The 20,684-nt window shown below is 73.7% G+C and carries 13 protein-coding genes; 4 read left to right on the forward strand and 9 right to left on the reverse strand.

Annotated features, from left to right (window positions below; all coding sequences use genetic code 11):
• Window positions 1-16: 16 nt before the first annotated feature.
• Window positions 17-640: a SurA N-terminal domain-containing protein gene (locus IE207_RS31450; protein ID WP_190187747.1), complete on the reverse strand. Its 624-nt coding sequence runs from the start codon at window positions 638-640 to the stop codon at window positions 17-19.
• Between the two features lie 258 nt (window positions 641-898).
• On the opposite strand from IE207_RS31450, the gene IE207_RS31455 reads away from it, so the two are divergent.
• Window positions 899-3,244 carry a YfhO family protein gene (locus IE207_RS31455; RefSeq protein ID WP_190187748.1) on the forward strand — a complete coding sequence of 782 codons (2,346 nt, stop codon included), beginning with the start codon at window positions 899-901 and terminating at the stop codon, window positions 3,242-3,244.
• Window position 3,245: 1 nt separating this feature from the next.
• Here the strand turns inward: IE207_RS31455 and IE207_RS31460 are convergent, their stop codons facing one another.
• The 3 genes from IE207_RS31460 to mfd form a co-directional block, all read right to left on the reverse strand.
• Complete coding sequence (locus IE207_RS31460; RefSeq protein ID WP_190187749.1) at window positions 3,246-4,751, reverse strand: serine/threonine-protein kinase; 1,506 nt, start codon at window positions 4,749-4,751, stop codon at window positions 3,246-3,248.
• Window positions 4,748-5,380: a hypothetical protein gene (locus IE207_RS31465; protein ID WP_190187750.1), complete on the reverse strand. Its 633-nt coding sequence runs from the start codon at window positions 5,378-5,380 to the stop codon at window positions 4,748-4,750. Before IE207_RS31465 ends, IE207_RS31460 begins: the two co-directional genes overlap by 4 nt.
• Window positions 5,381-5,536: 156 nt before the next feature.
• Window positions 5,537-9,070 (reverse strand): transcription-repair coupling factor, encoded by a 3,534-nt coding sequence (gene mfd, locus IE207_RS31470; RefSeq protein WP_190187751.1) that lies wholly within the window; start codon window positions 9,068-9,070, stop codon window positions 5,537-5,539.
• Between the two features lie 248 nt (window positions 9,071-9,318).
• Between mfd and IE207_RS31475 the strand changes: the two genes are divergently transcribed.
• Window positions 9,319-10,719: a DUF2079 domain-containing protein gene (locus IE207_RS31475; RefSeq protein ID WP_229874203.1), complete on the forward strand. Its 1,401-nt coding sequence runs from the start codon at window positions 9,319-9,321 to the stop codon at window positions 10,717-10,719.
• Between the two features lie 121 nt (window positions 10,720-10,840).
• Here the strand turns inward: IE207_RS31475 and IE207_RS31480 are convergent, their stop codons facing one another.
• The 3 genes from IE207_RS31480 to IE207_RS31490 form a co-directional block, all read right to left on the reverse strand.
• Complete coding sequence (locus IE207_RS31480; RefSeq protein WP_229874205.1) at window positions 10,841-11,674, reverse strand: patatin-like phospholipase family protein; 834 nt, start codon at window positions 11,672-11,674, stop codon at window positions 10,841-10,843.
• A 162-nt stretch (window positions 11,675-11,836) separates the two neighbouring features.
• Window positions 11,837-14,413 (reverse strand): ABC transporter permease, encoded by a 2,577-nt coding sequence (locus tag IE207_RS31485; protein ID WP_190187753.1) that lies wholly within the window; start codon window positions 14,411-14,413, stop codon window positions 11,837-11,839.
• The gene (locus IE207_RS31490) at window positions 14,410-15,186 is read right to left on the reverse strand and encodes an ABC transporter ATP-binding protein (RefSeq protein ID WP_373304803.1); all 777 of its coding nucleotides are present in this window, start codon (window positions 15,184-15,186) and stop codon (window positions 14,410-14,412) included. Before IE207_RS31490 ends, IE207_RS31485 begins: the two co-directional genes overlap by 4 nt.
• Window positions 15,187-15,519: 333 nt before the next feature.
• Here IE207_RS31490 and IE207_RS31495 point away from each other — a divergent pair, with 333 nt between their 5' ends.
• Together IE207_RS31495 and IE207_RS31500 are read left to right on the forward strand one after the other, a co-directional pair.
• Complete coding sequence (locus tag IE207_RS31495; protein ID WP_190187755.1) at window positions 15,520-17,280, forward strand: MFS transporter; 1,761 nt, start codon at window positions 15,520-15,522, stop codon at window positions 17,278-17,280.
• A gap of 82 nt (window positions 17,281-17,362) precedes the next feature.
• Window positions 17,363-18,322 (forward strand): hypothetical protein, encoded by a 960-nt coding sequence (locus IE207_RS31500; RefSeq protein WP_229874207.1) that lies wholly within the window; start codon window positions 17,363-17,365, stop codon window positions 18,320-18,322.
• Window positions 18,323-18,436: 114 nt separating this feature from the next.
• Here the strand turns inward: IE207_RS31500 and IE207_RS31505 are convergent, their stop codons facing one another.
• Both IE207_RS31505 and IE207_RS31510 read right to left on the reverse strand, forming a co-directional pair.
• Window positions 18,437-19,291, reverse strand: coding sequence for a coiled-coil domain-containing protein (locus IE207_RS31505; RefSeq protein ID WP_308433697.1), 855 nt, complete (start codon window positions 19,289-19,291; stop codon window positions 18,437-18,439).
• Window positions 19,292-19,453: 162 nt separating this feature from the next.
• Window positions 19,454-20,684, reverse strand: a 1,231-nt coding sequence (locus IE207_RS31510; RefSeq protein WP_190187757.1) for an SUKH-4 family immunity protein, incomplete at its 5' end; no start/stop codon positions are given.

Consider the following 20,684-nt stretch of genomic DNA (forward strand, 5'->3'; position numbering starts at 1 on the left):
CCCCCGCGCCCACGGCTCAGGCCCCGGCGGGGGCCTGCTCGGGCCGGGTCTGCTGGGTGATCCACGGGGTCGTCTCGTCGCCGAGCAGGATCTGCCGCGCGTCCCAGTGGCCGTAGCGCGGGTTCACCTGGACGTGCAGCGCCTTCGCGGCGGCGCCGAGCCTCTCCAGCGCCTTGTCCTGGTTGCCGTAGTGCTCGAACAGCTTGTCCCGCAGCAGCTTGAAGCGGGTGTCCGCGTCCATCTGGTCGGGGGCGAGCTGGGCTTGCTGGAGGGCCGCCGTCTCCAGCGCCGCGGGAGTGCCCGCCTGCTGGAGCTGGGCCTTGCGGACGTCCTCGATCTCCTTGGTCGTCACGGTGACCCCGGCGTCCTTCGCGGCGCGCTCCAGGACGGCGGTCTGGATCATCCGGTTCAGCTTGGACCGGTCCAGGCGGGGCGTCGCCTCGATGAGCTGGGCGCCCTGTTCGGAACGGTTCTGCGCGCTGCGGACCTCGTTCACCTGGTCCTGGAGGGCGGAGGTGGTGATGCGCTCGCCGCCGACGACGGCCGCCGTGCCGGGATGCGGCTGACCGGAGCAGGCGGACAGCAGGGGAGCCGCCGCGAGCAGGGCGGCGGAGACGGAGAGCGCTGTGCGACGGTGCAAAGGAGCCTCCAGGGCCGGGAGATTGTGCGGCAATGCACAAGAAGGCCGTGCGGTGATCGATGGTATGCAGTCGGGGGGTTCCGAGCCACCGGTTCGACCAACGATTACCACCGGTGTCGGGGTGCGGCGCCCGCCCGCGCCGGGCTGCTCTCCGTCCGCGCCGGGCTGCTCTCCGTCCGCGCCGGGCGGCGCCTGTTCGTGCCGGCGCCACCCGGCGGTCACCGCGCGGACCGGTGCCGCTGTCAGGGTCGGCCCACCATGTCGACACCGCACCGCTCCCGGCGCCGCACCTCCCTCATGGGTGCGGTACTCGCCGCCCTGACCACCGCGGCGGCCGTGTGCGCGGGGGACGCCCTCGCGCGCGTCTTCCCGTACGGGCACCGCCACCGCAGCGTCAACGACCTCGGCAACCAGTTCGTGCCCTTCCACGCGCACCTGTGGGACCTGCTGCACGGGCGCGCCGAGGGCGGGATGCTGCTCAACTGGCAGTCCGGGTACGGCACGAGCTTCCTGCCGGACTACGGGACGTACCTGAGCAGCCCGTTCGCCGTGCTGGTGGGGCTGTTCCCGCGCACGGACATCGACCTGGCGGTGTACGTCGTCACCGTGCTCAAGACGGCCGCGGCGGGGGCGGCGATGGCGTGGCTGCTGCGCACGCAGCGGCCCGGTCCGTGGTGGGCGGCGGGGCTGCTGGGCGCCTCGTACGCGCTGTGCGGCTGGTCGGTGATCGAGGCGTCATACAACCCGATGTGGCTGGACGGCCTGATCGCCTTCCCGCTCCTGTGTCTGACGGGTGAGTGGGCGCTGCGCGGGCGGCGGCCGGTGGCGGGGGCGGCGGTGGTGGCGCTCTGCTGGACGGCGAACTTCTACACCGCCTACATGGCGACGCTGGGCGCCGCGCTGGTGCTGCTCGTACGGGTGGTGCTGACCCGGGACGGTGTGCGGGAACGGCTGCGGGTGTGCGGGCGGGCGGCGGTGACGGCAGTACTGGGGGTGGCGCTGTCCGCGCCGGTCCTACTGCCGGTGTTCCTGAGCTCGAAGCAGGCCTACCCGGGCTGGTTCAAGGAGTTCCGGCCGGTACCGGCGGCCGATCTGCTGGCGCGGCTGCTGCCCGCCACCTACTCCTTCTCCTCCCCGGCACTGTTCGTGGGCACCGGGACACTGCTGCTCGCGGCCGCCCTGCCCTTCCACCGCGCACTGCCGGTACGGGTCCGGCTGTGGTGGGCGGGTCTGGTGGTGGCGGTGCTGCTCTCGCTCCAGTGGGCGCCGACCCATCTGGCCTGGCACGTCTTCGCGACGCCGAACGGCAGCCCGTACCGGCAGACCTTCGTCCTCGCCGGGATCGTGGTGATCGCCGCCTGGACGGCGCTGGCGGCGGGCCCGCCCCGCCTCCCGGCCCTGGCCTCGGGGGCGGGGGTGCTGGCCGCCGTCGCGCTCGGGGCGGCCGCGAGCGGGCTCGCGACGGGCTGGGGGTTCGCCCTGTTCGGCGCCGGGGGCGCCTTGGCGGTGGCCGCCTGGGGGGTGCTCGGCCGCCGCGGCCGGCCCGCCTGGCCGGCGGCCGCCGCGCTGGCGCTGGTACTGGTGGCGCAGGCCGCGGCGACGACCGCGTACGGGCACCAGGGGACGCTGCGCGGCCTGGACGACTACCCCTCCTGGGGGCCCGCCCACTCGGCCCGCGCCGATGCGCTGGCCCGCGCCGAGGGCTGGCCCGCGTACCGGACCGACCCGGGCAGGCCCGCGCTGACGGGCAACGACCCGCTGCTGCTGGGCGGGGAGGGCGGCGCCTACTACAGCAGTCACACCCCTGACGTGTTCACCCGCACGATGGTCGCCCTGGGGGCCGGCTGGACCTCGCGGGGCCGCAACGTCCAGAGCCTGGACAACCCCGTGACGGACGCCCTGTTCTCGGTCGGCGCCCGCCTTCGGCCCGACGGTACGGTCACCCGCGCCGGCACCCTTCCGCTGGTCACGCTCCGCCCGCCGGGGCCGGCGCCGTCCTACGGGGAATCCCCCTTCGCCAACCAGGAACTCCTGCTGGGCTCCCGGGTCTACGAGGACCCCGTCGCGCCCGGGGTGTGCCGTGCGGGAACCGAGGCGTTCCTGTGGGCGCCGCAGTACAACGCCACCGCCCGCCTCGCGGACGGGCCGGCGTTCCGCCTCAACTCCACTCCCCCGCGCAACCGGGCCGCCCTCCAGCCGATGGGCCCCTCCCGGGGCGCCTCCTCGGCCCTGGTCTTCGACGCCCCCGAGCCCGCGCGATGGCTGCTGTCCTGCCTGGACCGGGCCCGCCTGGACGCGGCGGTGGCGGCGCTGCGCGCGTCGGCGCCGGTCGCGGTGCGGGTCGGGGCGTCGGGGGCCCGGGCCACCTTCCGCCCGGGCACCACGGGCACCGCCGTCCTCGCCGCGCCCGCGATCGCCGGCTGGAGCTGCGACGGGCGGCCGGCCGGGGCGCGCCTGGGGCTCGTCGCCGTCCCGCTGGACGGCCGCGCGACCACGGTGAGCTGCACCTTCCTGCCCCCGGGGCTGCCGGCGGGCTCGGCCCTCGCGGTGGCGGCCCTGCTGGTGGTGACCGTACGGGCAACCCGGCGCCGGCGCCGGGGGTGAGTCAGCGGACCTGCCCGAGCCACTGGAGGGTGCGGCGGATCTCCGAGGGGAGCGGGTGGGCCGGCCCGTGGAGGCGGTCCGCGTCGAACAGGAGGCGGACCAGGGTGTCGTGGGCCGAGGCCCGGTCGCCCATGGACAGCAGCAGGTGCGCGATCCGGCGCCGGACCTCCAGCGGCAGGCCCGGGTCCGGGTTGGCGTAGTGGTTCTCGAACAGGGGGAGCAGGGAGCGGTATTCGGCGAGCGCCGCCGCCGGTTCCCCGAGTTGTTCGAGGCACTGTGCGGCGTCGTAGCGGAAGCGCAGCGACTGCGTGTCCCCGGCCGGGAACTGCTCGGCGAGCCAGCGCAGTTCGGGCAGGGCCCGGCGGTACTGGCCGTCGTCCATCAAGGTGGCCGCGTACTGCTTGCGCAGCGAGCGGACCACCGGCGAGTGCTCCCCGTGCTCGGCGGCGGCCGCCGGGAGGATGCCGCCGAGGATGTCCACGGCCTGGGTGAGCTGCCCCTGGTCCAGCAGCTTGCGCGCCTCGTCCACCGCTCCCGGGATGTCCGGCCGGGGCGCGGCCGGGGGCTGCGGCGGGGGCTGGAGGGCGGCGGTGGCGCGGTCGGGCCAGGGGGCCTGGGGGCGCAGGAACGGCCGGGTCGGGTCGAGCGGTCCGGAGGGGGCGCCGCCCTGGCGGGGCAGCAGCGGCGCGAGGGACTCGTAGACCGCCTGCGCGGAGGCGGGCCGGTCCTGCGGGTCCTTGGCCAGCAGGTGCAGGAGTACGGCCTCCAGCGCGTGCGGGATCTCCGGCCGCACGCGGCGCACCGGCGCGGGGGGCTCGTACAGGTGCCGGTGCAGGACGCCCAGCGCCGTCGACCCGGCGAAGGGGACGTTGCCGCTGAGGAGTTCGTAGAGCAGGACGCCGAGCGCGTACAGGTCGGTGTACGGGCCCACCGCGCCGCCCATGGCCTGCTCGGGGGCCATGTAGGCGGGGCTGCCGATGGGGGTGCCGGTGTTGGTGAGACGGGTGGTGTCGGTGTCCATCACGGAGGCGACGCCGAGGTCCAGCACCAGCACGGTGCCGTCGGGCCGGACCATGATGTTGCGGGGCTTCAGGTCGCGGTGCACGATCGGCACGGCGTGCACCGCCGACAGCACGGAGCACAGCTGCGCGGTCACGGCGACGGCCCACTGCCACGGGTAGGGGCTGTGCTCCACGAGGTGGTCGGCGAGGTTGGAGCCGTCGACGTGGCCCATCACCAGGAACAGTTCGTCGCCGTCGTTGCCCGCGTCGTGGACCGTGACGAGGCCGGGGTGGTCGACCTGCGCCGTCACCCGGCATTCGCGCACGAAGCGGCGGCGCAGCTCCTCGGCGACGGTACCGGGACCGGCGACCTTGTCGGGGCGCAGCAGCTTGACGGCGACGCGGCGGTCCAGGCGACGGTCGTAGGCGGTCCACACCTGGCCCATGCCGCCCTGGCCGAGGATGGAGGCGAGCTGGTAGCGCTCGCCGATGAGCCGGTCGGTCACTGCTCGGGGCCCTGCACGGCGGTCCGGTCCGGGTCGTGGTGGGGACCGCCGGGCGGCGGGGTCTGCTTGCGCAGCAGTTCGCTCAGCTCGTCGAGCTCGGCGCGGACCTGCCCGATGCGCGGGGGCGGGGTCGGCTGCGGCGGCACCTGCGGCGGCGGGGGCGTCGGGAGCGGCGTCTGCACCGGCGGCTGCACGGGCGGGTAGCCGTAGGCGGGCGTGGTCTGCTGCTGCGGTCCCGGGTAGGGCGGGTTCTGCGCGGCGTACCAGTGCGCGGCGGGGGCCGGGGCCCGCTTCTCGTGGTGGCGGATGTCGGCGACGAGGAAGTACACGCAGGTGGCGAAGCCGGTGAGGAGGATGATGCCGGCGCCGGCGTTGCCCTGCCAGCCGCTGGTGTCCGGGGTCGGGTCCGCGCCGATCAGCGCGATCGAGGCCACGGACAGCAGGCAGCTGAGCGCCAGCAGCGTCCAGTCACGGGTCGCGCGGGTCACTATCGCGAGCCGCAGCATCGTGCCCCAGGCCAGGAATCCGCAGCTGAGGACCGGCAGCAGCGCGAACAGCACGCGCAGCGCCACCACGCCCTCGGTACTGGGCCGGTGTTGATGCTGCGGCGGGATGCCGGGGGGGTGCATCGGTGCTCCTGACGGGCCGTGCGGAAGGGTTGCGGGTATGAGCGTATACAGCGTTTCCGGCCATGGTGAGGGGATGTGCCCAACCGTTGTACGGTCGCCGCACGATCCGCGGCGAGGCGGCCCGGACACCGGGTCCGGACCGCCTCGCGCCGGGTGTTACGAGCCGAGGATGGTGGTGAGGAACTCCCCGGTCCACCCCAGCAGCTCCCGCCCGACCAGCGGCTTCCCGCCGACCTTCGCGGTCTTCGGCCGCGGGATGAGCACCTGTGAGGTGGCGGGCTTGAGCACCGCCCCCGGGTAGAGCCGCTTGAGCCGCAGCTCCTGCGATTCGCGCAACTCCACGGGCCCGAAGCGGATGTTGTTGCCCTGGAGGGTGATGTCGCCGACCCCGCAGGCGCGGGCCAGCATCCGCAGCCCCGCCACCAGCAGCAGGTTCTCCACCGGCTCGGGCAGCTTGCCGTAGCGGTCGGTCAGCTCCTCGCGCACGGCCTTGATGTCGGCCTCGGAGTTCGCCGACGCGATGGACCGGTACGCCTGCAGGCGCAGCCGCTCGCCGGGCGCGTAGTCGTGCGGGACGTGCGCGTCGACCGGCAGCTCGATCTTCACCTCCAGCGCCGGCTCCTCCTCCACCCCTCCCTCTACCGCCGCCCGGTAGTCGGCGACGGCCTCGCCGACCATGCGGATGTACAGGTCGAAGCCGACGCCCGCGATGTGCCCGGACTGTTCGCCGCCCAGCAGGTTGCCCGCGCCGCGGATCTCCAGGTCCTTCATCGCCACGTACATGCCGGCGCCCATCTCGGTGTGCTGGGCGATCGTCGCGAGCCGCTCGTGCGCGGTCTCGGTCAGCGGCTTCTCCGGCGGGTAGAGGAAGTACGCGTACCCTCGCTCGCGGCTGCGGCCGACGCGGCCGCGCAGCTGGTGCAGCTGGGAGAGGCCGAAGTTGTCGCCGCGCTCCACGATGAGGGTGTTGGCGTTGGAGATGTCGATGCCCGACTCGACGATCGTGGTGGAGACGAGCACATCGAACTTCTTCTCCCAGAAGTCCACCACGACCTGTTCCAGGGCCTGTTCGGACATCTGCCCGTGCGCCGTCGCGATCCGCGCCTCGGGCACGATCTCACGCAGCTTCGCGGCCGCCCGGTCGATGGACTCGACCCGGTTGTGGATGTAGAAGCACTGGCCCTCGCGCAGCAGTTCGCGCCGGATGGCCGCGCCGATCTGCTTCTCCTCGTAGGGGCCGACGAAGGTCAGGACCGGGTGGCGCTCCTCCGGCGGGGTGGTGATGGTCGACATCTCGCGGATGCCGGTCACCGCCATCTCCAGGGTGCGCGGGATCGGCGTCGCGGACATCGTCAGCACGTCGACGTTGGCGCGCAGCTTCTTGAGCTGCTCCTTGTGCTCGACGCCGAAGCGCTGCTCCTCGTCGACGATGACCAGGCCCAGGTCCTTGAACTTCGTCTCCTGTGAGAACAGCCGGTGCGTGCCGATGACCACGTCCACCGAGCCCTCGCGCAGCCCCTCCAAGGTGGCCTTGGCCTCGGTGTCGGACTGGAAGCGGGAGAGGGCCTTCACGTTGACGGGGAACTGGCTGTAGCGCTCGGAGAAGGTCCCGAAGTGCTGCTGCACCAGCAAGGTGGTGGGGACGAGGACGGCGACCTGCTTGCCGTCCTGGACGGCCTTGAAGGCCGCGCGGACCGCGATCTCGGTCTTGCCGTAGCCGACGTCGCCGCAGACCAGGCGGTCCATGGGGACGGACTTCTCCATGTCCTCCTTGACCTCGGCGATGGTGGTGAGCTGGTCGGGGGTCTCCGCGTACGGGAAGGCGTCCTCCAGTTCCCGCTGCCAGGGCGTGTCCGGCCCGAAGGTGTGGCCGGGGGCCGCCATCCGCGCGCTGTACAGCTTGATCAGGTCGGCGGCGATCTCCTTGACGGCCTTCTTCGCGCGCGCCTTCGTCTTCGTCCAGTCCGCGCCGCCGAGCCGGTGCAGGGTCGGGGCCTCACCGCCGACGTACTTGGTGACCTGCTCCAGCTGGTCGGTGGGGATGTACAGCCGGTCGCCGGGCTGGCCGCGCTTGGCGGGCGCGTACTCCACCAGGAGGTACTCGCGGGTGGCGCCCTGGACGGTGCGCTGCACCATCTCGATGTAGCGGCCCACGCCGTGCTGCTCGTGCACGATGTAGTCGCCGGTCTCCAGCGTGAGCGGGTCGATGGACTTGCGGCGCCGGGTCGGCATCCGGCCCAGGTCCTTGCTGGCGGTGCGCTGGCCCGTCAGGTCGGTCTCGGTCAGGACGGCGATCTTGAGCGCGGGGTCCACGAAGCCCTGGTCGAGCGAGGCGCACGACACGTGCACGATCGACGGCTCCAGGGTGCGCAGGTCCGCCTCCAGGCGGGCCGCGATGCCCTCGCCGCCGAGCACCTCCACGGTGCGGGCGGCCGGGCCGTGGCCCTCGGTCAGGTAGACGGTGTGCCAGCCGTCGGCGATCCACGCCTTGGTGTCGGCGAGGGCACGGGCGGTGTCGCCGCGGTACGCCTCGGGGGCGTGCATGCCCAGCTTGAGGGTGTCGCTCCCGGCCGCTTCCTCGTCCGCGGCGAAGGGGGACACCGACCACCACATCATGCCCAGCTCGCGCGCGTGCTCCCGTACGTCCGCGATGCCGCGCAGCGAGGCCGCGCCGACGTCGATGGGGGCCTCGCCGCCGCCGGCGGTCGCCGCCCAGGACGCCATGAGGAACTCCTGCGAGGTCGCCACCAGGTCGGCGGCCCGCGTCCGGACCCGCTCGGGGTCGCAGACCACCGCCATGGACCCGGCCGGCAGGACGTCGATCAGCAGTTCCATGTCGTCGACGAGTACGGGCGCGAGGGACTCCATGCCCTCCACCGCGATCCCCTCGGCGATCTTGTTCAGCAGTTCGCCGAGCTCCGGGTGCTCCTCGGCCAGCGCCGCCGCCCGCTCGCGCACCTGGCCGGTCAGCAGCAGCTCCCGGCACGGCGGCGCCCACAGCCCGTGTTCGGCGATCTCCAGGGACCGCTGGTCGGCGACCTTGAAGTAGCGGATCTCCTCGACCTCGTCGCCCCAGAACTCCACGCGCAGCGGGTGCTCCTCGGTGGGCGGGAACACGTCGAGGATGCCGCCGCGCACCGCGAACTCGCCGCGCTTCTCCACCAGTTCGACGCGCGCGTACGCGGCGGCGGCCAGCGCTTCGGTGACCTGCCCCAGATCGACGCTCTCGCCCTGCCGCAGGCTCACCGGCACCAGCTCGCCCAGCCCCTTGACCTGCGGCTGGAGCACCGAGCGGATCGGCGCGACCACGACGCTGACGGGACCGGCGGCCGGGTCGTCCTTGCTGGGGTGCGTGAGCCGGCGCAGCACCGCGAGCCGCCGGCCCACGGTGTCGCTGCGCGGGGAGAGCCGCTCGTGCGGCAGCGTCTCCCAGGAGGGGTACTCCGCCACCTCGTCCGCGGGCAGGAAGGACCGCAGCGCGGCCGCCAGGTCCTCCGCCTCGCGCCCGGTGGCGGTCACCGCGAGCACTGTCCGCCCGGTGCGCCGGGCGAGCGCCGCGATCGTGAAGGGCCGGGCGGCGGGCGGCCCCACCAGGTCGACGTGCATCCGGTTGCCGTCCCCGGCCGCCGCGACCGCCTCGGTGAGGGCGGGGTCCCGGGTGACGGCGTCGAGCAGTCCGTGCAGGCTCATGAAGGAGGCTTTCCGTCCGGTGAAGGGGCAACGCGAAGGACCCGACACGTGAACGGGCCGGGGGCTCCCAGCGTACGACGCGGGACCGACACCCGCGCGAGGGATTGCCGCCGCGGCGGTCCCGTCCGGCTCCGCGCTGCCGCCGCGCCCCTACGATGTCCCGGAACCACCGACCGAACGTGCCGCGTCGCCCCGCCGCAAGGGATCACCCCCCGCCCGACCCCGACCGGCAGAGGGAGCACCACCGCGTGACGACTGACGCCATAGCCGGGCCCGCCGCCGTCGCCCGGGACGCGGCGGGCCGGCACCCGCGACGCGCCGAGCCGTACGCACTGGCCGCCCTGCTGTTCTGCGCGTACGCCGCGCTCTCCCTCTCCCGCCACCGGAGGATGGAGGCCACCTCCTGGGACCTGGGCATCTTCGAGCAGGCGGTCAGGGCGTACGCACACCTCCAGGCGCCCGTCGTCGACCTCAAGGGCCCCGGCGCCAACATCCTCGGCGACCATTTCAGCCCCGTCATCGCGCTGCTCGCTCCCCTCTACCGGGTCTTCCCCGGGCCCGCCACGCTGCTCCTCGCGCAGGCCGCCCTGTTCGCCGTCTCCGCGGTACCCGTCACCCGCGCCGCGACCCGTGCGCTCGGCCGGGCCCAGGGCCTGTGCGTCGGCGCCGCGTACGGGCTGAGCTGGGGCGTCCAGAGGGCCGTCGACTTCGAGTTCCACGAGGTCTGCTTCGCCGTGCCGCTGCTCGCCTTCGCGCTGGAGGCGCTGCTCGCCGGCCGCCCGAGGGCCGCGCTGCTGTGGGGGCTGCCCCTGCTCCTCGTCAAGGAGGACCTCGGCCTCACCCTCGCCGCTCTGGCGCTGCTCGTCGCCCGGCGGGCCCGGCGCACCGACCGGCGGGCCGCCCTGGCCGCCGCCCTGACCGCCGTCCTCGGCGTGCTGGCGGCCGTCCTCGTGTTCACCGTCGTGATACCGGCCTTCGGCAGCGGCTACGCCTACTGGGAGAAGGTCGGGGGCGTCTCGCCGACCGCCGGGCTCGCCACCAAGCTGGGCACGCTCGCCTGGGTGCTGGTCCCCACCACCGGGCTGCTGGCGCTGCGCTCCCCGCTGCTGCTGGTGGCGCTGCCCACCCTCGGCTGGCGGTTCCTGTCCGGCGACGACCACTACTGGTCCACCGACTGGCACTACAGCGCCGTCCTCATGCCGGTCACCGCGCTCGCCCTGACCGACGCCCTCGGTCCGGCCCGGCGCGCCGCCCGGCCGTGGTTGCGCGCCTACGCCGTCCAGCTGCCCGGGGCCCTCCTGGCGGCCGGCCTCGCCCTCAGCGCCACGACCCTTCCCCTGGAACGGCTGGGGCACCGTTCCACGTACACCACTCCGGCCCGCGTCACCGAGGCCGACCGGCTCCTCGCCCGGATCCCGGACGGGGCCAGCGTCGAGGCCGACACCCCGCCGCTGTCCCGGCTGACCTCGCGCTGCCGCGTCTACTGGATCGGCTCCGCCCCGGGCGTGCTCCCGGCCTTCGTCGCCTTCGACACCTCCTCCGGCTGGGCCGGTGACGACCCGGTCGCCTACGCCCGCCACCTGCATCCCGGCGCCCGGTTCGGGGTGCTCGGCGAGGCCGGCGGGGTCATCGTCCTCCAGCGGCTGTGACGCGGACCCCGGACGGGACACGGCACCGGCCCCGGCCACGCCCTCGCGGGCGGGACCGGGGCCGGTGTACCCCCGTGGCGAACGCCTCCCGTACCAGCCCCGCCAGGGGGTGCCGTCGCGGTCAGTGACCGAAGGAGTCGGCCAGCTGCTCCCGCGCGGCAGCGGCTTGCAGCTGCCCCGCCCGGAACGCGGGCACCCACGCCGACGGGTCCGACGGGTCCGTGGCGAGCGCCGCCGCCGATGCCTCGTCCGGGAACAGCGACACCACCGTCTGCGCGCCCGGCGCGGCCGACGCTTCCTGCCCGGGAGCCTGACGCGCCATCGGCTCCACGACGACCACCGTGCGCGCACCGGCCGCGAGGTCCACGTTGGTGCCGGCCCGCAGCGCGCCGTCGATGTAGTGGCGCCCGGCGATCGAGACGGGAGGCGCCGCGCCCGGGAAAGCGCTGGAGGCCGCGACAGCAGTCGCCAGCGGGACGCCGCTGTCGCGATCCCAGACCACCGGCTCGCCGCCTTCCGCCTCCACGGCAGGTATGAGCAGGCGGCGTTCAGCCGGCCAGGCGTCCGTACCGACGAGCCGGCGTCGCACCGCGACCAAGGCCTGCTCGGCATCCGGATCGGCCGCGTCGAGGGCGAGCCGCCCGACCCGCCGGCGGGCCTCCTCCGGCGGCAGGCCGGCCCCGAGGACCGCGAAGACCTCACCCATGCGCTGCGGATCGGCCTGCGGCGGCCGGGGACCGTCGCCGCCGCTGCCGGCGGGGTCGGCGAAGTGCGCGAGGTCCTGGCCGGTGGCCAGCGCGGCGCCCACGATCGCGCCGGCCGAGGTGCCGACGACCAGGTCCGCCGCGCCCAGGTCGACTCCCAGGCCGCGCAGGCCGTGGGCGAGTCCGCCCATCCAGGCGGTACCAACGGGCCCGCCCGGGCCGAGCACGAGCACGCTGTCCGGTGAATGCACCGTTCCCCCATCCGATGTCGTGGCGATCTCCACCCGGAAATGAACGAGTTGAAGGGATTGCCTGCGAGTACGAAGCCGGAGCGCACCTGTTCGAGCCGCTGCGGCAGACCATCGAGTCGATCAACCAGTGCCAACGGCCATGTCGCGCTCCCCGTCGAACATCTAGTCGGTGGCGATCGCGTTCAGTACGTTCATCCGCCCCGCCCGGAACGCCGGGACCAGTGCGGCGAACAGGCCCACCAGGGCCGAGCCGGCGAACACCCCGAGGATCGTCGGCCAGGGGATCTCCAGCACCTTCAACCCTTCGAGGGCCAGCAGCCGCTGCGCAGTCGCGCCCCAGCCCATGCCGAGGCCGAGCCCGAGGAGCGCTCCGTACAGGGCGATGACCACCGACTCCAGGCGGATCATGCGGCGCAGCTGACGGCGGGAGAGACCGATGGCGCGCATCAGACCGATCTCCCGGGTCCGCTCGACCACCGAGAGCGCCAGGGTGTTCACGACGCCCAGCACCGCGACGATGATGGCGAGGGCGAGCAGCCCGTAGACGATGTTCAGCAGCTGTCCGACCTGGTCACGCAGGACCTGCTTGTAGTCGGCCTGGTTGAGCACCTTGTACTGCGGGTACTGCGCCAGCGCGGCCTTGACCCCCTCGTACGCGTTGTCCGCCTGGCCGGACTTGGCCGTGGCCAGCAGCATGAAGGGGCGCGGCAGCCGGTCGGCCGGGAGGTTCGCCTCCGCGACGGCGGTGCTGATGTACTTCATCCCCTTGTCGAGGTTGCCCTCGTCGCTGGTGATCGCCGCGATCCTCAGCTTGGCCGTCTTGCCTCCGTTGAAGGCGACCGTCAGCTCGTCGCCGAGCCTCAGGTGGTGCTCGGCGGCGTAGAGGGAGCCGACCGACATGGCGTTCGGCCCGTACGCGGCCGCGTGCTCGCCGGCCGTCATCGTGCGCCGGATGTCCTTGGCGTACGTGGGGTCCGTCGCGCCCAGGCCGTCGTCGGCGCTCGACCCGTCGGGCGCGGTGATCTTCACCGGGATCTCGCGGTACGCGGTGACGTGGTCCAGGTTCGCGGCGGCCCGCATCGCCTGTTCGGCCTGCGGCACGACCGGCTGCCCGGAAGGGGAGTTGATGATGTAGTCCGCGCCGACCGACTTGTCGAGCTCGGCGGTCGCGGAGGCCACCATCGAGGACCCGACCACCGACAGGCAGGCGACCAGCGCCAGGCCGATCATCAGCGCGGCGGCGGTGGCACCGGTGCGGCGCGGGTTGCGCAGCGCGTTGCGTTCGGCGAGCCGGCCGACGGAGCCGAAGGGCCGCAGCACCGGCGCGGACAGCACCCGTACGACGATCCCGGCGAGGAAGGGGCCGATCACGATGAACCCGATGAGGGTCATCACGACGCCCAGCCCGAGCCACATCGAGCCCTGGGTGGCCTTGTCGGCGGCCGAGGCGAGGTAGAGCGCGGCGCCGCCGAGCCCGGTCAGTACCAGGCCGAAGGCGGCCCGGATCCGGCCGGCCCGCTTGTCGCCGGGGGTGCCGGCCTCGCGCAGCGCGGCCATCGGCGAGACCTTCCCGGCGCGGCGGCCGGGGATGTAGGCGGAGACGACGGTGACGAGGATGCCGAGGAAGAGGCCGACGGCCGGGGTGGTCCAGGCGACGGTCAGGTCGTCGGTGGACAGGTCCATGCCCATCTGGCCCATGAGCTTCATCAGGCCGACGGCCAGGCCCACCCCGGCTCCGACGCCGAGGACCGAGCCGACGACGCCGAGCAGGAAGGCCTCGACGAGGACGGAGCGGTTGATCTGCTTGCGGTCGGCGCCGATGGCACGCATCAGGCCGATCTCGCGGGTCCGCTGGGCGACCAGCATCGAGAAGGTGTTGAAGATGAGGAAGATGCCGACCAGGAAGGCGATCAGGGCGAAGCCGAGCATCGCGTACTTCATCACGTTGAGGAACGAGCCGACGCTCTTGCGGTTGGCGTCGGCGGCTTCCTTCGCGGTCTGCAGCTTGTACGTGTCCGCGCCGACGGCCTTCGCGATGTTCTGCTTGAGCTGCTCGTCGCCGATCCCGTCCTTGGCGGTGACGTTGACGTGCGTGAAGGCGCCGGGGGCGCCGAGCAGCAGCTGCTGGGCGGTGGCGGTGTCGAAGTAGACGACGGTGGCACCCGGGTTGGTCACCGTGAAGGAGGCGATGCCGCTGATCTTGGCCCGGTTGTCGCCGGTGACGGCGATCGTGCGGATGTCGTCCCCGAGCGCGAGGTGGTGCTTCTTCGCGGTGTCGGCGTCGATCATCACCTCGGTCGGGCCGCGCGGGGCCCGACCGGAGGTGATCTTCATGGACTTGAGTTCGTTCTCGGTCCAGTTGCCCGCGAGGGTCGGGGCGCCGCCGTCCGAACCGAGGTTCTCGTTCTTGGCGCCCACGACGGTGACCGCCGCCGAGATCACGCCGCCCTCGGCGGACTTGACGCCTTCGATCTTCGAGACGCGCTCGACGACGGGGCCGGCGAGCACCTCGGGCTTGCCGCTGTCACCGGGCGCCTTGCCGGCGTCGGGCTGCTTCGGGCTGACCGTGACATCGGAACTGGTGACCGCGAACAGCTTGTCGAAGGTGGTGTTCATGGTGTCCGTGAACACCAGCGTGCCGCAGACGAACGCGACGGAGAGCAGTACGGCGATGGCGGAGAGGGCCATGCGCCCCTTGTGCGCGACGAAGTTGCGCCGCGCGGTCTTCATGACGGTCACGAGGTCCGCCCGCGCGCGTCGAAGTCCTTCATCCGGTCCAGCACCTGGTCGGCGCTCGGGTTCGCCATCTCGTCCACGATGCGGCCGTCGGCGAGGAAGATGACGCGGTCCGCGTAGGAGGCGGCGACCGGGTCGTGGGTGACCATCACCATGGTCTGGCCCAGCTCGTCCACCGACTGCCGCAGGAAGCCGAGGACTTCGGCCCCGGCGCGGGAGTCGAGGTTGCCGGTGGGTTCGTCACCGAAGATGATCTGCGGGCGGGAGGCGAGGGCGCGGGCCACCGCCACGCGCTGCTGCTGGCCGCCCGACAGCTCGGTCGGCCGGTGCTTGAGGCGGCCCGCGAGGCCCACGGTCTCCACCACCCGCGCCAGCCACTGGGCGTCGGGCTTGCGGCCGGCGATGTCCATGGGGAGCGTGATGTTCTCCAGGGCGTTCAGCGTCGGCAGGAGGTTGAACGCCTGGAAGATGAAGCCGATCTTGTCGCGGCGCAGTTGCGTGAGCTTCTTGTCCTTGAGGCCGGTGATCTCCGTGTCGTCCAGGTGGATGTGGCCGCTGGTCACCGTGTCCAGGCCGGCCAGGCAGTGCATCAAGGTGGACTTGCCGGAGCCGGAGGGGCCCATGATCGCGGTGAACCGGCCGCGGTGGATGTCCACGTCGACGCGGTCGAGGGCGACGACGCGGGTCTCGCCCGAGCCGTACGCCTTGACGACCTCGCGTGCCCGGGCCGCGACGGCGGGATGCCCCCCAGTGCCCCCCTGCCTGGTTTCGGTCATGGCCGTTGTCACGGTGCTTCCCCTCGTCGGTGGTCGGCGCAGCTCGCCGGCCCAAGTCTGTTGAGCGGGGGTGCGCTGCGCACTGGTGCCCATCGCCGTGTCCGTACGGGGGTTACCCCCACCCCCACCGGCCCGCTCATATGACTCAGTTAAGGACCTGCCGGAGACCGGCACCTCCTCCGTGGGGACGAAAGACCCCTCGCCCATGCTGCGGAGGAACCCCTAGGGGTTTTCATCCTTCGGGACGGCGGGCCTCGGGGATACCGCCGGCGCGCGCCCGGTGAGAGGGTGTTCCCCGCACGCGTGTGCACGGTGGAGGGGACTTCTGTGGGCATGGGGGAGAGCGCGGAGGGCCGCCCTGGGGAGGGCGTGCGACACCGCACCGGACGAAACGTTTCAGCCAACGCGGAGCAAGTCGGCGGCACCGGGGAAGCGACCAGCGCCGCCGGGCCCGGGGAGCCGGCGAGACCCGGGGAGGCCGGGCAGGCGGCCGGAGCCGCCGACTCCGGGGAGCCGGCGAGACCCCGGAACGCCGGACAGGCGGGCGGAGCCGGGGAGTCGGGCGGAGCCGGGCGAACCGGGGCCCGGGGGGCGGACGCCGCGGCGGCCGGGCGGCCGAAGGGGGCCGTCGTCGCCGCGCTGATGCTGACCATGGGTCTCGTCGCCCTCGACGGCGCCATCGTCTCCACCGCCGTCCCCCAGATCGTCGGCGACCTCGGCGGCTTCTCCGTCTTCTCCTGGATCTTCGCCGGTTACGTACTCGCCGGCACCGTCACCCTGCCCGTGTACGGGAAACTCTCCGACACCTACGGCCGCAAACCCGTCCTGCTCATCGGCATCACCCTGTTCCTCCTCGGCTCACTGCTGTGCGCCGCCGCCTGGAACATGGCCGCCCTGATCGCCTTCCGCATCCTCCAAGGCCTGGGCGGCGGCGCCCTCCAGGGCACGGTCCAGACCCTGGCCGCCGACCTCTACCCCCTCAAGGACCGCCCCCGCATCCAGTCCCGGATGACCGTCGTGTGGGCCACCTCTGCCGTCGGCGGCCCCGCGGTGGGCGGCGTCATCGCCACCTACGCCGACTGGCGCTGGATCTTCCTGCTCAACCTGCCGCTCGCCCTCACGGCGCTCGCCGTCATCGCCCGCCACCTCACCGAGCCCGTACGGTCGCCGGGGCGCCGGGGCCCCATCGACTGGGCGGGCGCGCTCGGCGTGTTCGCCTGCGGCGGGGTCGTGCTCTTCGCCCTCGTCCAAGGCGGCGTCGCCTGGCCCTGGCTCTCCGCCCCCTCCCTCGGGCTCCTGGCCACCGGCGCGCTGCTGGCCGCCCTGGTCGTCCGGGTCGAGCGCCGGGCCGAGGAACCGATCCTGCCCGGCTGGGTGTGGCGCCGGCGCACCATCGCCGCCGTCAACCTCGCCATGGCCGCCCTCGGCCTCCTCATGGCCGCCCCGCAGGTCTTCATGCCGACCTACGCACAGGCCGTACTCGGCCTCGGCGCCGTCAACGCCGGCCTGGTCGCCTCCGCCATGACCCTGACCTGGCCCGTCTCCGCCGCCTTCGCCCAGCACGTCTACCGGCGCATCGGCTTCCGCGACACCGCCGCCACCGGGGTCGCCCTGGCCGCCGTGGTCCTGTTCTCCTTCACCCTGCTCCCCTATCCGGCCCGGCCCTGGCAGGCCGCGACGGTCATGCTGCTGCTCGGCGCCGCCCTCGGGCTCTTCCAACTCCCGCTGATCGCCGGGGTCCAGTCCACGGTGGTCTGGGCGGAAAGGGGAACCACGACGGCCTCCGTCCTGTTCTCCCGGCAGGTCGGCCAGAGCGTGGGAGCAGCACTCATGGGGGCCGTCGCCAACGCCACCATCGCCGCCCGGCTGACGCGGGCCCCCGTTCCCGGACTGCCGGACCACCTGGACGACGTATCGAAGGCACTGGACCGGCCGGAACTCCTCCCGCGGGCCGCCGCCGACCACCTGCGGGCCGCCGTGAACGCCGCCGTGCACCACATCTTCCTCGGCGCGGCGGTGGCCGCCCTCGCCGCGCTGGTGATCCTGCTGACGGTGGCGCCCCGGAAGTTCCCCGTCCTGCCGGGCCAGGAGTAGCCCCCGCGAGTTGTCATGCTCCGGGCGGCCGGGTATCTCTCTGGAGGGCGACCGCCGCCCGGCACCACCACACGGGGGACCCATGACTTCCGCACTCCTCGCCCTGGCCTTACTCGCCGCCCTGGCCGGCCCGACCGCCCTGCGGCTCTACCACCACCCCGCCTTCATCACCGGCCGAGACGGCCGGCTCTCCACCTCCACCACCCTCGCCCTGGCCTGGACCGTCATCCTGGTCTGGCTGCTGCTCGCCTGCCTCGCCTACGGGCTGACGGCAGGCGGCGGAGTCACCTGGTTCCAGGGCGAACACGGCCCGCTGTCCAACCTGACGACGGTGTACCTGCCGCTGCTGGGCGGCCCCTACCTGGCACTGATCGGGGCGAAGACGGTCGTCGGGATGCGCGTGCAGAACGGCAGCCTCGCCAAACCGGCCGCCAAGCCGACGACCACGGGCCGGCGGCCGCTGCGGGAACTGATCGCGAACGACAGCGGGCGCACGGACCTGGTCGACTTGCAGTACGTGGCGCTGAGCGCGGTCACGATGCTCTACGTCGTCCTCTTCTTCCTCACCGACGTGGGCGGCGGGCTGCCGCGCCTGCCCGGGGAGATCTGGGCCCTGACCGGAGCCCCGGCCGGCGCCTACCTGGTCAACAAACTGGCCACCCGGGCCAACCCGGTGATCACGCGCGTCACCCTCGCGGACGGCATCCTCACCATCGAGGGCGGCGGCTTCGACGACGCCCGCGTGACGGTGGCCGACACCCCCGTCCCGGCCGTCCTCGACCCCGTGACCTGCGCCCTGACCACGCCCCTGCCCAACCCCCCGCAGGTCCCCTTCCCCGTGACGGTCACCTCCCACGGCCTGCGCAGCGACCCGTACATCTACACGACCCAACCCACCCCCACCGCCCCCGCCGCCATTCCAGGCGCACCGTCCAACCCCGCCGACGTCCCAGGCGCACCCTCCAACCCCGCCGACGTCCCAGGCGCACCCTCCAACCCCGCCGACGTCCCAGGCGCACCCTCCAGCCCTGCCGGCGTTTGAGGCGCGGGGTGCGGGGCGGAGCCCCGCGAAGCCCGGCGCAGCCGGGGCCGCTGCACGGGGCGGCGCCGGGCAGCACCCCGCACTCCGCCCCCGCCCCGCCCCGCCCCGCAGGGCTCAGGCCGGGGCCCGCCCCGTCAACGCCGCCAGGCTCGACCGCACATGGCTCATGTGCGCCCGCATCTCCTCCTGCGCCTCCGCATGCTCCCGCAGCACCCGCTCCGTCTCCCGCCCCACCCGCTCCTCCCGCACCCGCGCCGCCGCGACCAGCTCCGCCCCCCGCGCCTCGGCGTCCTCCTGCCCGTGCCGCGCCGCCTCCTCCGCCTCCGCGAAGCCCCGCCGCGCCTCCGACAGCCGCGCCTCCGCGTGCCGTTCCAGCTCCGACAGCCGCGCCTGCGACTCCGCCTCCCGTGCGGCGATCTCCCGCTCAGCCGCCTCCCAGCGCTCCCGCTGCTCCTGCTCCCGCTCCGCCACCAGCACGTCCGCCCGGCGGCGCGTCTCCACCAGCGCCGCATGCGCCTCCGCCCGCCACCGCGCCGCGTCGTCCCTCGCCTCGCCCCGTACCGCCTCCGCCTCGCGCTGCGCCCGCTCCAGCCCCTGCCGCGCCCGCACCTCGGTCTGCTCGACCACCGCGTGCGCGTCCTGCCGCGCCAGCTCCGCCACCCGCTCCGCGTACGCGTCCGCCGCGATCACCGTCGCCGACGCGTCCGCCCGGGCGTCTTCCCGCAGGGCCTGCGCCTCCTCCTGGGCCAGCGCCAGGATCCGCCGCGCCCGCTCGCTCAGCTCGTCGTACGTCTGCGGCGCCAGCGAGGCCACCGCCTCCCGCAGCCGCTGCGCCTCCGCCTCCATCCGCTTCGCCAGGACCGTCAGCCGAGCCACCCGCTCCCAGGCCTCGTCCCGGCTCCCCGACAGCCGCGCGAGATACCGGTCGACCTGATCCGTCCGGTAGCCGCGACCGCGCGTGGTCGCCAAACCCTGAGGTCCCTGAGGTGTCATCGGTGCACTCATCCTGGAAGCGCCTCTCTCGCGGGGATTCCCGTCTAGGATGCGCCATTTGCTCCCAGAAGCCGGAATGGCCGGGCCGGTAACCCCTCGCGGGGGTACCGGCCCGGCCACACCTGCCGACGGCTGCGATCAGAGCAGCCCGTCCCACATCTGCTCCAGCAGCACCGACCACCAGCTCTCCGGTGAGGCCAGCGCCGCACTGTCCAGCCCCGCCAGATTCGCCTGGAAATCGACGGTCCAACGCCCCGCCTGCTCCGGCGTCAAATGCTGGCGCAGGCGCCACATCTGACCCAGCATCGCCAGTGACCGCACGAACTGCGGCAGACTCGAATTCACGAACTGCGGCGGCACCGGCGCCCCGCCCGGGCCGCCCTCCACCGGAACCGCCACGATGTGCGCCGTCCCGTACTGCACGCACAGCGCCTTGCCGAAGTCACTGCCGACCACCAGGTACGAACCCGCGTCCGTCGCCGCCTGCACCTGCCGCTGCGCCGCCAGCTCCGCCAGCGTCGGCAACGGCTGACCCGGCACCGCCTGCGCCCAGAAGAACGGCCCGAAGTCCACCGGCAGACCCGACCACATCAGCGTCTGCGCCACGATCTCCGGCACACCCTGACGGGACACCGCACGCTGCTCGAACCGGAACACGCCCTGCGGCCCGAACGCCCCCGCCAGCTCCTGCGCGATCGCCTCCAGCGGGATCGCCGGCTGCAACGGAACCTGCGGCAGCGGCGCCCGAACCGGCGCGGGGCGCGCCGGACCGTCCGCCACCTGGTGCAGTTCGCTCTGGTGGGTGATCAGATGCCTCATGCCCTGCTGACGGCTCGCGTGATCCGTCCCGTACGGGGCCACGCTCGTGATCCGCACCTGCGGCCAGGTCTCCCGGATCATCCGCGCGCAGTAGCCACCGGGCAGCTCGCACGACGCCAGCTCCGTGTGCAGCTCCAGCACCTGCTGCGGCGGCACGTTCATCGCACGCAGCTCGTACAGGATCTGCCACTCCGGGTGCGGTGTGCCAGGCGCCGAACGACGGATCAGCTGCTGCTCGGAACCGTCGGGCGCGCGGTAGCGCAACACGGCCTGGTAGCCGGGACCCACCGTGGGGACACCGGGCTGCTGCGCCGCCACGGGAGCCGGACCGTGCTGCGGCGCGCCGGGCGGCGGCCCGGGCGGGCCGGGCGGCTGCGGGACACCGGGGTTGGCGAGCATCGTCGCGGCATGATGCGCGCCGCCACCGGGCGCGCCAGGAGCCGCGGGAGCACCGGGAACCCCGGCAGGACCCGCAGGCACACCAGGAGCCGGCGGCGGACCGGGCGGAGCCGGCGGCCCCACCACAGCAGGCCCCGCCAGCATCGTCGCC

It is taken from the genome of Streptomyces cirratus (genome assembly GCF_014650775.1).
GTDB lineage: Bacteria > Actinomycetota > Actinomycetes > Streptomycetales > Streptomycetaceae > Streptomyces > Streptomyces cirratus.